Origin of the sequence: Xenorhabdus entomophaga, from assembly GCF_037996725.1 — a bacterium.
GTDB lineage: Bacteria > Pseudomonadota > Gammaproteobacteria > Enterobacterales > Enterobacteriaceae > Xenorhabdus > Xenorhabdus khoisanae.
The window spans coordinates 1-12,090 of the sequence record NZ_JBBMXH010000036.1; the positions used below are offsets into that span (position 1 = coordinate 1).

Annotated in this window: 12 protein-coding genes and 2 pseudogenes; 1 reads left to right on the forward strand and 13 read right to left on the reverse strand. The window is 48.7% G+C overall.

Annotated elements, in window-relative coordinates; genetic code table 11:
- Nucleotides 1-208 precede the first annotated feature (208 nt).
- From AAC854_RS09390 to AAC854_RS09450, 13 genes and pseudogenes are all read right to left on the reverse strand, one after another.
- A complete protein-coding gene (locus AAC854_RS09390) occupies nucleotides 209-490 on the reverse strand; it encodes a group II intron maturase-specific domain-containing protein (protein WP_340616865.1) in 282 nt (93 codons plus the stop codon).
- Entirely contained in the window at nucleotides 491-1,579 is a 1,089-nt protein-coding gene (ltrA, locus tag AAC854_RS09395; protein WP_340616866.1) for a group II intron reverse transcriptase/maturase, read from the reverse strand.
- Between the two features lie 105 nt (nucleotides 1,580-1,684).
- Nucleotides 1,685-3,088, reverse strand: a pseudogene (gene traD, locus AAC854_RS09400) (type IV conjugative transfer system coupling protein TraD); the annotation flags it as partial.
- Nucleotides 3,085-3,624, reverse strand: a complete 540-nt coding sequence (locus tag AAC854_RS09405) for an integrating conjugative element protein (protein WP_340616867.1) — start codon at nucleotides 3,622-3,624, stop codon at nucleotides 3,085-3,087. The pseudogene traD and the gene AAC854_RS09405, both read right to left, overlap by 4 nt.
- Nucleotides 3,600-4,298, reverse strand: coding sequence for a TIGR03759 family integrating conjugative element protein (locus tag AAC854_RS09410; protein ID WP_340616868.1), 699 nt, complete (start codon nucleotides 4,296-4,298; stop codon nucleotides 3,600-3,602). The genes AAC854_RS09405 and AAC854_RS09410 overlap by 25 nt, the downstream gene beginning before the upstream one ends.
- The gene (gene pilL2 / locus AAC854_RS09415; RefSeq protein ID WP_340616869.1) at nucleotides 4,298-4,840 is read right to left on the reverse strand and encodes a PFGI-1 class ICE element type IV pilus protein PilL2; all 543 of its coding nucleotides are present in this window, start codon (nucleotides 4,838-4,840) and stop codon (nucleotides 4,298-4,300) included. The genes AAC854_RS09410 and pilL2 overlap by 1 nt, the downstream gene beginning before the upstream one ends.
- A gap of 175 nt (nucleotides 4,841-5,015) precedes the next feature.
- Nucleotides 5,016-5,279 (reverse strand): helix-turn-helix domain-containing protein, encoded by a 264-nt coding sequence (locus tag AAC854_RS09420; protein ID WP_340616870.1) that lies wholly within the window; start codon nucleotides 5,277-5,279, stop codon nucleotides 5,016-5,018.
- Nucleotides 5,280-5,648: 369 nt separating this feature from the next.
- On the reverse strand, nucleotides 5,649-6,587 hold the full coding sequence (locus tag AAC854_RS09425) for an Abi family protein (protein ID WP_340616871.1): 939 nt from the start codon (nucleotides 6,585-6,587) through the stop codon (nucleotides 5,649-5,651).
- Nucleotides 6,588-6,867: 280 nt separating this feature from the next.
- On the reverse strand, nucleotides 6,868-7,386 hold the full coding sequence (gene ssb / locus AAC854_RS09430) for a single-stranded DNA-binding protein (protein WP_340616872.1): 519 nt from the start codon (nucleotides 7,384-7,386) through the stop codon (nucleotides 6,868-6,870).
- 15 nt (nucleotides 7,387-7,401) lie between these two features.
- Nucleotides 7,402-7,611: a hypothetical protein gene (locus AAC854_RS09435; RefSeq protein WP_340616873.1), complete on the reverse strand. Its 210-nt coding sequence runs from the start codon at nucleotides 7,609-7,611 to the stop codon at nucleotides 7,402-7,404.
- A 78-nt stretch (nucleotides 7,612-7,689) separates the two neighbouring features.
- Nucleotides 7,690-8,154 (reverse strand): STY4534 family ICE replication protein, encoded by a 465-nt coding sequence (locus tag AAC854_RS09440; protein WP_047964039.1) that lies wholly within the window; start codon nucleotides 8,152-8,154, stop codon nucleotides 7,690-7,692.
- 314 nt (nucleotides 8,155-8,468) lie between these two features.
- Complete coding sequence (locus AAC854_RS09445; protein ID WP_340616874.1) at nucleotides 8,469-10,475, reverse strand: DNA topoisomerase III; 2,007 nt, start codon at nucleotides 10,473-10,475, stop codon at nucleotides 8,469-8,471.
- A 13-nt stretch (nucleotides 10,476-10,488) separates the two neighbouring features.
- A pseudogene (locus AAC854_RS09450) lies at nucleotides 10,489-10,860 on the reverse strand (PFL_4669 family integrating conjugative element protein); the annotation flags it as partial.
- 233 nt (nucleotides 10,861-11,093) lie between these two features.
- Here AAC854_RS09450 and tssI point away from each other — a divergent pair.
- Nucleotides 11,094-12,089 (forward strand): type VI secretion system tip protein TssI/VgrG, encoded by a 996-nt coding sequence (gene tssI / locus AAC854_RS09455; RefSeq protein ID WP_340616875.1) that lies wholly within the window; start codon nucleotides 11,094-11,096, stop codon nucleotides 12,087-12,089.
- The last annotated feature ends 1 nt before the right edge of the window (nucleotide 12,090 follow it).

Consider the following 12,090-nt stretch of genomic DNA (forward strand, 5'->3'; position numbering starts at 1 on the left):
CCCCGATGGCGAGGCACCCGATTGTGTTCCTGCCAGCCTGTTTCTTGAGTGATTGGCATTTTACATAACGCACAACGTCCCTGTTGTTCGCGATAAAGAACGAATATTTGCCGACGATACCGGAGCTTACTCATCATCCGTTTCGTCCGCAACATTTCACCCTCTTGTTCCCATGCCGGATCAAATGGGTTGTACTTCCCCTTCACCTTTAAATGGCGTCGTATCGGGATACTTGAGTATCATACAGTACCCCTTCCTTCGTTCCACTCTCTGCGTCAGAGGCGAAGACCCAGTCCCGGTTACCTATGGTGTGAAAATAGCGATCTTTCACCCATTGAGCTCCTTTCTTCTGATGTCTCCGTCTGGCCCATTGCCAGAGCATAAACCAGATCTGTGCATTCACTTTATGAAGCGTCGATTTGGCTACCACGGGTTGATGGTACTGTGCCCAGCCTTTCAGTAGGCGGTTAAGAATGTGGATAAGATTCACTTACTTCGCCGCCCGATTGGCCGTGATTGTCTCCTTAACTTTTTGACAGAATGCTTGCACATTCTTCTTGGCGGGTTTGATCAGAAGCTTTCCGCCATATTTGCGAAAATTCCACCCCAGAAAATCAAAACCTGTATCTATATGTGTAATGTGTGTTTTTTCCTCAGACAACGTCAATCCCCGTTCGGACAGAAAGCCTTCAATCCAGGGTTTAACCTGTTCTTCCAGCATTTCTTTCGAACGGCAGGTGACTACAAAGTCATCTGCATACCGCACTACATTGATCTTGTTTATCCGGGCGCGTTCCTTGCCGATATGTTTCTTAAGCAAGGCTTCTAATCCATCCAGAACCATATTCGCCAGTGTTGGGGAGATAATCCCACCCTGTGGGGTTCCTTCCTCTGTTGCTGCCAGATTCCCCTGATACACGACACCTGATTTTAACCAGTTGCGCAGCACCTTCTTATCCATAGGGATATGTTCGAGCAGCCACTCATGGTTGATATGATCAAAACACCCTTTTATATCCGCTTCCAATACCCATTGTGGAGAACGTTTTTTCGACAGGCAACAAAACAATTGTGCCATTGCGTCTGCCGTTGAGCGTTCTGCTCTGAAACCATAGCTATTTGGATCACCGGTTGTTTCTGCCACAGGAGATAATGCCAGCAGATACAACGCCTGCATAGCGCGATCTTTCAGGGTAGGAATGCCCAGAGGGCGATGTTTACCCTTTGATTTTGGGATGAAAACCCGACGAAGAGGACTCGCCTGATAACCCCGGCGTTTTAACGTCTGGGCAGCTTTCCACTTCGCTTCTGGTGTTGACCATAATTTTCTGTCAACGCCGGGGGTTCGTTTGCCGCGACTTTCGGTCACTCGCCGGACCGCCAGAAATTTGGCGGTTCGGGAGCGAACCAACATCCGTTGCAACGCTTTCACTTTGCGCCAGTTGTTGGCCTTACACGCTTTCGCAATCCGGATCTGTAGTGCTCTCACCGTTTGTTCAACATGACACCAATCGATATCGTGCCAGCAGAGTAAACCGTGGGAAAGCGCAGACACTGATGTTGCCGAGTGCGCTACCATGCTGCTTTCCTCCATTATCGTCAGAGTGTTACAGGTTTCATGCGATTAAAGACCAGATGGAAGTGGGCTCACTTTCGCGTCAGGTGATGTTTCAACCCGTATTCTGGCTATTACGACCAGACCTTCGCTTTCTCCATCCAGCCCGATATAAACAATGCCATTTTTGCGGATCACCTGTTCCCAGTCGAAAATGGGGCGTAAATCCGACATATTGAGATAATCCGGCGAGAGCAGTTCTGAAATTTTGCCGGTGGTCAGCTTTTCCAGCAGCGGCAGCAGAGAGGCAACAATTTTATCAAAATAGGTACGGTCATAACGCACGGCAGAACGCAGCCCGTCCAGAATCGGATCGTAAAGCTGCTTACCGGCTGCTGAACTCAGCGTAACTTCCATCGCCCAGAGTCTCAGTGCATCAGGCTGCCCCAGCATATTGCGCGGGATGTCTTTTTCTTTCAGCTTGCTGAGAGACTGGTTGATTTGTTCCAGCAGTGCGGGCTGCCTTTCTGCCATCATTTTAGTGGCATACAACTGATACAGTTCGCTGATATTATTGACGTAACGCGTGATCAAGGTGTAATCCGGCCGGTGTCCCAAAGCGACTAAAGCACGGGCCACAATATTAACAAACCGCCAGGCAAATTCCCGAAAAGCGGCGCTGTTCCCTTCCCCACTGAGCTGCCCCGCCAGACGGGAGGCGACTTCCGATACCCGGCCAAATCGCCCGACCGCGTTATAACGTGCCGAGATTTCCGGCCAACCCAGATGAAAGAGAGAAAGCTCATTGCCACGACCTGCCCGGTGCGCTTCGGCCCAAATGCGTCTTAACAGGTCGGCATCCCCTTTGGGATCAAAGACAATCACCACTTCACCCCGCCGGATATCCTGCGTTATCAGCAATTCAGCCAGTCGGGTTTTTCCCACACGGGTCGTGCCCATCACCAGTGTATGCCCGACCCGTTCGCGCAAATCCATAAACACTTCGGCTTCCTGTGGTTCAATGCCGTGGATCATGGGATTGCCGCCAACCGGTGGCAAAGGACGCACCGGATTGAACGGGGAATCTTTGCGTAACAGGGCCGACAATTTCGGCCAACGGTATTCCGTTCTGTGCTCCAGTGCACGGGCAAGCTGATAGAGCCGGGACGGTTGTACAAAGCGTTCAACTTCCGGTCTCCGCGTATCCTGCAAACGTTGGGTATGTTTCTGCTGCCAGCGAAATCCCTTACCCAGAAACAAGCGCTGATGGCTGACGGGGATCTGTTTTGTGCTCATCTGGTAACGCGGCAAACGGCGCAGGTTTCGGCGATAGCGAATAACCTGGACGCTCTGCCACATGCGTATCATTGCTAATACCGCAAAACCGCCTGCCATGACATAACTGACTGAGGGTGCCAGTGCAATGGCCCAGGGTGCCCTGATACAGACAAACGCGGCAACGGCGGAGACCACAGCGGTATTCAGCTCGACGGCAGGACGTAGCAGGGCTTCGACAACATAACGGCGGCTCATGGTGATAACCACTGAGAGAGCGCAGTTTCGGTGATTAACACCGGATAATGTTGCAGTTGCAAACGGCGAGCCAATTCCGAACCGGAAGCGGGTGATAACAAAACATCCGGCGCTAATGCGCGCAATGACTGTAAGCCTGCCATTTCACTGACATTGACGACCAAACCTACAGCGTGTAATTGCCTAAGTCGTGCTGCATGCTGGCTTAACCACTGGCGTGAGTCGGGATCATCACCCATCAGAAATAGCGCACTAATACCTGGTAGTTGCAGTGGTCTGTTTGCCACTTTCCCTGGTGTCAGTTCCGGTGTTTTCACCGGTAACATGGTGGCTTCACCTGCCTGCTCGGGTGAAAAATGCTGTGGCGGCAAAGTGAAATCATCAGGCTGAGCATGAATACCTGCATAAAAGGGCGAAGCCTCTTTACCGCCTAAATCGGCAATCACGTTCAGTTCAGCCTGGCAGGTAGTGATCCATAACAGGCCAATAATAGGGAATACGCCCAACCGTTTCATTGTAATGACGTAATGTGCCATCCCTGCTCTCCTTGCTTCAGTAATACCGGCATCAGCCCCTTGCCAAACCGGAACCAGTACCCCGCATCATGATTCAGCGTGATTTGCCGGTGACGTACCCGTTCAACAGGGATATGATGGTTTTTGGCCCATTGGCGTAATGTGTCGTCATTGCCCTGACTGTCGACCAGATAGATATCCACCGGTTGCTTCGCCGCCAGTACTTCGGCCAAACGGGTTTCACAGGGTGGGCAATCTTTGACCCTGACAAACAACGCCAGACGGCCATTTGTCTCACGCACTTTTTCCATATTGACCGGCAACACATCCGGAAACAACCGCTGCCAGGCCGCATCCACTTCACGCTGGAAGCGCAGCTCTTTCTCTGTGCGGGCGAACTCCGCCCTGACCCACTGTTCGGCATAGCGGCGACGTTCGGCATCACTGTCAGCTTCAATGCCTAATGTGGTCAGCGGATCAAGCCCCGGCGACTGGATACCCCGTGGTCCATTCAGCAATTGTTGATAACGTTGGTATTCATCCGCACTTAACGTCCACTGTTCAGCCTGACTTTTCAGGGACTGCTGTTGGTTTTCCCTCAATTGCGTCTGCTGCGAGGTTAAGGGTGCCGATGTTGCTGCCCAGACCGAATTGCTCAGCAACCATACCCATAAACCGAAACGATGCCATTTCATCAATGCCCTCCCTGCTGCGTTTGTTTAGCCGGAGTCGGTAACTGATAGCCCTGCCGCAAATGGTGACAAACCATGCGCTGAACCTCATCCACGTCCAGTTGCCAGGCTGGGCCTGCCATCACCTGCAACGCGGTACGCAACCGGACAGGGCCTAACTGAGTGTGCACAGACGGCAACGGCTGACGATATAAGATGTCATTGGTTTTTTCAGGCGCACATAACGAGTAACCCGATTGACGCAACACATAACGCATGGCATCAGCCACGGTGGGTTTTAGCGAGACAGGAATGTGGATATCCATTAATAGTGAAAGCGGGTCACGCTGTGCCTCTGTCGGGTCGGTACTGACCAGCAAATAGCGGCCATAACGAACAACTTCAGGTTTTTGCCCATAAATATCCGGTGAAACCGGCTGAACGTTGCGTGTCAGCGTGACGGAAGGAAGGATATTTTTGGAAAGTTGAGGTGGCGGTTGTTTTACGGGAGCCGTGCATCCCGTCAGTATTACCGCAATTAAGCCGATTAACACATTTATTTTCATACCAAATAGGTTCCTGCTCAGTCGTAAAATAATCCTGACTATGCAAGGAACCCTGTGATGTATTCAATGAACAACTCAACTGTGTTTGCTGAAAATAAACATGCCGAAACAGAAAATAGCGGATAAACCCTGAACAAATATTATCGTATTCCGTGTGATGGATGATAACAGGGCATTATTCAGCAAACGATTTACGCACTTTTCGATCAATCAAATTGCCATCATGATCAAAATAGCGGCTGGGCCAGATTTCAGACGGCGCTATTTCCAACGTGTTTGCAATAATATATTCGCCTTTCGGCCACGGGCGGGACAGGGCATTTGCCAGTGTAGAGGAACTTAATCCTGATTCGCGGGATAATTTGGCGAGTGTGGTACCACGTTTACGCAAGGCAGCAATAATATCCGCTGGGTGCCAGTCTTGTTGAGTGTGAGTCATACCTGCTTCCCCTTCTGTTGATTATTGATGGTGGTGGTTCAGACAGGGATTCTCAGGTACCGGAGATCAACCAATCCGGCGAGGCCGAAGCCTCCCCTGCCTGAACCGCCATTGAAGGTGCGATAGCAGGCACACTGGTAGAAATATCCTACCAGTGGGTTGATCTTACGAGGCCTGAGATTCCTCACTATCGGATTTTGCCGATAGCGTTTTCACTTTAACTGATTGTGTTATCGAATTCAATAATCGAACAGGTAAGTCTAATAAGTAAATTAAGTTATTAGAGCACTTAAATTGAATAAATCATTCCACAACATGGGATACATTTATCACTGCACATAACACTGGCGGCATCCTCATTAACTTATTCTAAGAAGAGGGCGATATCATCTCTTGCTGCCAAAGTAGAGTCCCAGCCCAATTATCAATAAACCCCATCGCCTCCCATTTAACACAACAGGGTTTATCTTTCATCAATTCTGTTAATTGTGTTTTAAGTCCATCATTGTAAGACACTTGATCTGAAAGATATTTCAACACAACCAGTCTACTGTAAAGCGTGGATGGATTAATAATATGTTGCTCTAATTCACTGCCTTTTTTAGGCGGAAATGCACGAAAAGATCGGTTCCAGATACGGTTATGATGTGCACAGAGATTACGAATATGGCTTAATGTGTGAAACCAGGATGCCATGACTTCATAATTTTTAACATTAAACTTGTGTGCGATCGCTTTCTGGTCAACAGGTAATAACGACTTATACATTTTCGACCATGAACCAAAACTCAATGTTTCTGTAATCATCCAAGAAGGCGGATATTTCGGGGTGTGATATTTTTTCTTATAATGTTCAATAAACGTTTCTTTGGCTTCATTAATTTGACCAAAAAAGTTTTCATAGTGGTAGTCATTGCTCAGAACAGATAAGTTCATGAACCAATGGGCACCATATTTTCCACTCATATGCTCAGACAAACAGGTTCGCAACCCTATTTCAACTTTTTGTATTTGTTCGAGTATAATTAAACGTAGTTTGCGGTCAAATTCATAAAGCTGAATAACATCTTCCAGCGTCGTTCCTGCAACAAAATTCTTTGGTTCAATCGGTTGTGGTATACGCTGATCATCCATAATGTAAAAAGGATAAAAATAACCCCGCAATCTGTAATAACCGATAAATGTCAGGGCATTTTCTGCCACTTTGCGATCTTTTATAATCAGGCCACGTTCCTGGAGCTTATTTATAAGAAAAGAAATATTTTCAGGACGCTTTTGATAAATCTTCTTTTGCGTAGGGGTAGTCATAAAGTGTCTGGAAAGTAAAATTCAGGTAAAAAAAAACCCGCCAATTTGCGCATTCCCTGATAAGGGACTCAGCGTGGCAGGTGTACTTGTGTTTAAGTATACATAGGTGTCGCATTATTTTTTAACAAAAAATGCTATTTATGTTAAAAAATGCTTTTAATTCATTAGCATAACACGTAATACCAAGAAACTCTGAGAGTTTGATTTTTATTCGTTTTTTGACCGATTTTATGAAGAAGCCCTGTTGCAACAGGGCAATTTGTTGATGATGAAAACCACGTCAAAACGGGATCTCATCCGCCCAATCCAGCTCTTCTTTTTCCTCCTCCGGTAAAGCAGAAGGTTGAGCCGTTTGCGTGTTTTTTTTCTCCTTACTGATGGGCTTAGAAGGCTGTGGCCTCGGTGCTGGCTTATGACTCACCTGCTGAGCAGCCGCCTGTTTTGCATCGCCACGACTTCCCAGCATCTGCATCGTGCCATTGATACTCACCACCACTTCGGTTGAATAGCGATCCTGTCCCTGTTGGCCCTGCCACTTACGCGTTTGCAACTGGCCTTCAATATAGACCTGAGCGCCTTTTTGCAGGTATTCCGCCGCAATTTCCGCTAACTTGCTGAAGATCACCACCCGGTGCCATTCGGTTTTCTCCCGAATTTCGCCCGTTTGTTTATCCCGCCAGCTTTCTGAGGTGGCCAGTGAAAGCGTTGCCACTGTGCCGCCCGTTGGCAGGTAACGGATTTCCGGATCTTGCCCCAGATGCCCGACTAAAATCACCTTGTTAATTCCACGCGAAGACATACCCATTTCTCCTTGTTACAGTGATTGACGCTGTGTCCAGCACCCTTGTTTCAGGGCAAATTCGGCCAGTTCACGGTGGGCAAAATATTCCACCGACTCACGGGAACACAGTTCGCCCTCATCCATTGTGCCGATATAAAAACCTGCACGGCTTCGCAACACGGTTAACGGTAATTGCTTATGGCAATATTGCTGTGCCAGAACACCAATCGGTGCGATATTCATGTCTGTACCCTATTGTATTTGTTAGCCAAGAGACTGCCCTGAAAACATTCAGGGCAAGTCAGTGGAGTAGAATGAATATCAGAACGAGTTTTCTGCATATTCGGTTTGTGCGACACCATTCTGTGGAGGCGTCGAATCGGATTGTTCGGCCTGATAGACCTTGTCCTGACCGATTTTAATCCAGTCAACCTTGATCAACCGGGCTTTCAGGCTGACGCGCTGTTCACCGGCATGATCCCCGCGTTTCAGGGTAAAAATATCGGTGGAAGGATTGCTTAGTGTGAAACCCAGCAACACTTTTTTGTCCTCATCCACCGATTTTTGGCAACGGGCAATCAAACTGGTTGCCTCCTTGCCGACCACGGTAATATCAAAACGCACATAGACCGGATTATCACCGGGACCATTTAACGCATTGATCACGCAGCTCAGGAACGTGCCATTGGCCGTGCTGACATGGCGGATATTATTCAAATAACCCAGGCCTTTAATATTCAGGTTGAAATAGTCATTTTTGGTTAAGGGTGTTGCGTTCTCAGACATACGATTTTCTCCATGGAGGTAAAGAAATAAGGTGCAACGGAGAAAATCCCCTCCCCTGACGGGAAAGATTTTCCCCGCCGGGTGTCAGACATGTACGTTGCTGACGTTCTGATAAAGAATAATGAACCTTCATTGCCGTTATACTGGCAATATCTGCTTCCAAAGGTGGGCAGATGTACCGCGTTGAGGCACTCCCTTTCAGGCTACGGGAGTTTTACAGCCACCCGAGGCGATCGTTGCAGGCTCCTCGATCATTTAAGAAACAGGTTGATTCTTAAAGCATCCCGTCAGCACGTCAATCAACAACCAGATCTTCAGACTTTCTGATTTGCCCGTCTGACCTTGCGCGATTGTGTTACCGCTTTGTCATTCAGCATGCCTTTACAGCCCGGATAGTTCACGCAACCCCAGAACGGCGCGCTTTTCCCCTGTCGTTGCCGCATCCGGCCGCCACAGTTCGGACATTCGGGTGTTTTCGGCAACGTCAGATGTAGCGGCTGTGCCTTACCCCGTTCGACTAAATGCTGAAGCCACTGTGCCTGTTTTTGCATAAAAACCGCCAGTGATGCCTTACCCTGCGCAATATCCTCCAGCGACTGCTCCCATAACGCGGTCATGCCCGGATCTGTCAGCACCGCTGGCAGCCCGGCAATCAATTCCTGCGCCAAAGGCGTCGCGTGGATCGCTTTCTTTTTCCGCTCAATCAGCTGGCGTTTAAACAAGGTGTCCAGAATTCCGGCGCGGGTCGCTTCCGTACCTAACCCGGCACTTTCTCGCAAGATTTGTTTCAGTTGCGGATCACTGACCAGACTGGCAGCATTTTTCATCGCGGCAATCAACGTACCTTCAGTAAACGGTGCCAGCGGTTTGGTATGCAGGGACTGAATTTTCGCCTCAAGAACCTGACACCGATCACCCTGATTAAGGGCCGGTAGCGGTAAATCGGCTTCCTTTTCTTCCTCCTTTCCATACTCTCCCGCCTCATCGGTAAACAGCGCTTTCCAGCCCGTCATCACATTAACCCGGCCTTTTACCCGGAATAATGGCCCGCCTATATCCAGCGTCACTTCTGTCACATCCGTTTCCTGAACCGGCAGAAATTGCGCCAGATAATGCTGACGGATAAGCTGATAAACCTTTAACTCATCGGTCGTTAAGCGGCTGATATCAAAAGCATGACGCGTGGGAATAATGGCATGGTGTGCCGTGATTTTTTTGTCATTCCAGACCCGGGACACGAGTTGTCTATCCAGTTGGCTGATAATAGCGGTCATGGCAGGATCGGTTCTCGCCAGCGCTGTCAACACGACAGGAATATCTGCCTGCATGGATACGGGAAGATAGCCGCAATCCGTGCGCGGGTAAGTCGTGGCTTTATGGGTTTCATACAGGGACTGGACAATCGCCAGTACCTGGCTAGCCCCCATGCCCCAGTGACGGGAAGCGGTTTGCTGCAACGTGCCCAAATCAAAACAAAGTGGGGGCGGTGTTTTCTCCCGTTTTTTGCTGACGTCCATCACAGTGGCGTGTGCTGCCTGCTGGCAACGTTGCTGCACAGCCTGCGCCACGGCCTCCCGGATACAGCGTTTTTCTTCATCGCCATCATCCGCTGTGGGCAGCCATTTAGCTGGAAAACGGATAGTATCTTTTTCCAGCTTTGCCGTGACCTGCCAGTACGGTTTTGGCACAAACTGATTGATTTCCTTATCCCGGTTCACCACCAGGGCCAGTGTCGGGGTCTGCACCCGCCCGATGGACAGCACCTCTCCAAAACCCAGTGCCTGTGCTTTCAGGGTATACAAACGGGTCAGATTGATACCCGTCAGCCAGTCGGCTCTCGCCCGCCCCAGTCCAGCCTGATAGAGAGCTTCCGTCTGCTCGCCCGGTAATATTGCCGCCAGTGCCTGCCGGATACTGGTTTCATCCAGTGCCGACAACCACAGCCGCCTGACTGTACCGGTGAAACAACAATATTCCAGCAATTCACGGGCAATCACTTCCCCTTCACGGTCGGCATCGGTGGCAATAATCACCTCATCCGCCTGTTTCAATAACTGATTAATCACCGCAAATTGATGGGCAGTCTCATTTTTGATTGCCCATTGCCATTGCGCAGGCAGAATCGGTAAGACATCCATGCGCCACGGCGGACCAAATTGCTCGCCATAGTGTTCGGGTGCAGCCACCTCCAGCAAATGCCCGATGGCCCAGGTGACAATGATACGGGAACTAAAGAGAAATCCCTGCCCGCGCTGTTTAACCCCCAGGACTTTGGCAATATCTTTGGCCTGAGAGGGCTTTTCACACAAATAAAGCTGCATCGCACCCCCTCCATCAGTTCTGTTTAATAGGACGTAACGGCAGCGAGAAAAGCGAGCGCAACTTGCCTGACAAAATATCGGGATGCGGTTCACCCAGCAGTTTAATCGCCTCAAGCCCTGCCGGGGTTTTCTCCGAAATATCAGAGCGGCTGACAGCCAGTGAACGGTAAGAGCGCACAATGCCGTAAATCTGGCGGATGGCACGGCTGCCATTGTGCAGAAAGGCATCACGCTCTGCCCGTGAAATCAGCCCGTAATGGAAAGCCTGAAATGTTTTCATGGCAAGCTGGTCATAGCCAACCAGCAGCCAGACACAGTGATAGCCTAATGGCGAATGACTGTAAACCCCGATATTCAACGGTTCGACAGAGGAAACGGCGGATATCTGTTGTATTAGGTGAAATCAAAATTAAGTAATTATCTGATTTTGTTTAATAAGATAAGTTAATCACAATTTCCCTGACGTTTTTTTATTCGCACTAGAACATATAAATAATTCTATTATATCCTGCTCAGTGATGTGTCCAAAATATACAATGGTAATTTCATTACTAAATTATTTTTACTATTCAGATGGTAACTAAGAATTGATACACCAAGAAATTATGGAGAGTACAAATGAGCAGGGTAATAGATAAAATCAATCAACTACTTGATCGCTCAGGTTTGGTATTTACGCTGGTTACTGAAAATTTACCTGAACAAACTTTCGCTGTTGTCAATTTTTCTCTGAATGAAGCGCTATCAACCCCTTTTCTGCTGGAAGCAACACTGACTTGCCACACTGCTGACATTAACTTTGCCGATGTTTTGGACAGGAATGCTGCCTTTATCGTTTATCGCAACGGGCTAGCTGAACGGCAAATTACTGGCATGGTGACGCATTTTTCACTGCAATCAACCGGACGCCATCGCAGCCATTACCATATCACTATTCAACACCCTTTATGGCGCGCATCACTACGGGTTAATAGCCGTATATTTCAGAACCAATCAGTTATGGATATCGTTGAAAACATGTTAAGGGAAAATGGCGTACATAGTTTTTTCTTTGCACTCGGTTACAAACATCCTCCACGGGAATTTTGCGTTCAGTACGATGAAAGTGATCTGGCCTTTATTCAGCGCCTGCTGGCTGATGAAGGCATTTTTTATTACTTCACTTTCGATCAGGAGCAGCACGAACAACGCATCGTTTTTCATGATTCCTGCCTGTCTCTCAATAAGGTTATTACCGTCCCTTATCGCCCGGAAACTGATGTGACGAGTGAAACAACCTGCATCCGCCAATTTAGCTGGTCAGAACAAGTCGGCGTTGCCAATATCACCACCAAAGACCGAACGTTCAAAAACCCGCGCTGGAGTCGGGAATTCTGGTATGAAGGGCGCAATCTTGACAATCAGCGAATACTGAACAGCTACCACTATTACGATTTTCCCAGCCGCTATAAAGATGATGAACTGGGACAACGGGCAAGCCAGTACCGTCTGGAATACTTACGCCGGGACACTCAGCTTGGCAACGGTCATGGCGACTGTTTTGCTATGTGGCCGGGGCAGCTGTTTAATCTGACGGATCACCCCAGAGAGGCTTTTAATGATCATGGCAGCTAAT